Source organism: Corynebacterium sp. HMSC05E07 (assembly GCF_001807225.1).
GTDB lineage: Bacteria > Actinomycetota > Actinomycetes > Mycobacteriales > Mycobacteriaceae > Corynebacterium > Corynebacterium singulare.
Map to the genome: position 1 here is coordinate 703 of NZ_KV788269.1, position 282 is coordinate 984.

The 282-nt window shown below is 67.0% G+C and carries 1 pseudogene; it reads right to left on the reverse strand.

The annotated features are described in order from the left end of the window. A pseudogene (locus HMPREF3149_RS13975) lies at positions 1-282 on the reverse strand (cation-transporting P-type ATPase); the annotation flags it as partial.

Sequence of the window (282 nt, forward strand, 5' to 3'; positions counted from 1 at the left end):
CGAGTTGTCCGTTCCAGCTGCGGTCGTCTCGACCTCCAGCACCCCGGCGGAGTTGATCGCTCCCGCAGGCACTTCGTCGCCGGGCGCAACCTCCTCCGGAATGGATTCTCCGGTGATCGCTGAGGTGTCAAGGCTGGAGCGCCCGGACCGAATGATGCCGTCCGTGGCGATCCGCTCCCCGGGACGCACGAGCATTAGCTCGCCGACCTCGAGGTCCTTCGCTTCGACCTCGGCCGCTGTGCCGTCGCGCAACACCGTCGCGGTCTGCGGTACCAGCTTCAA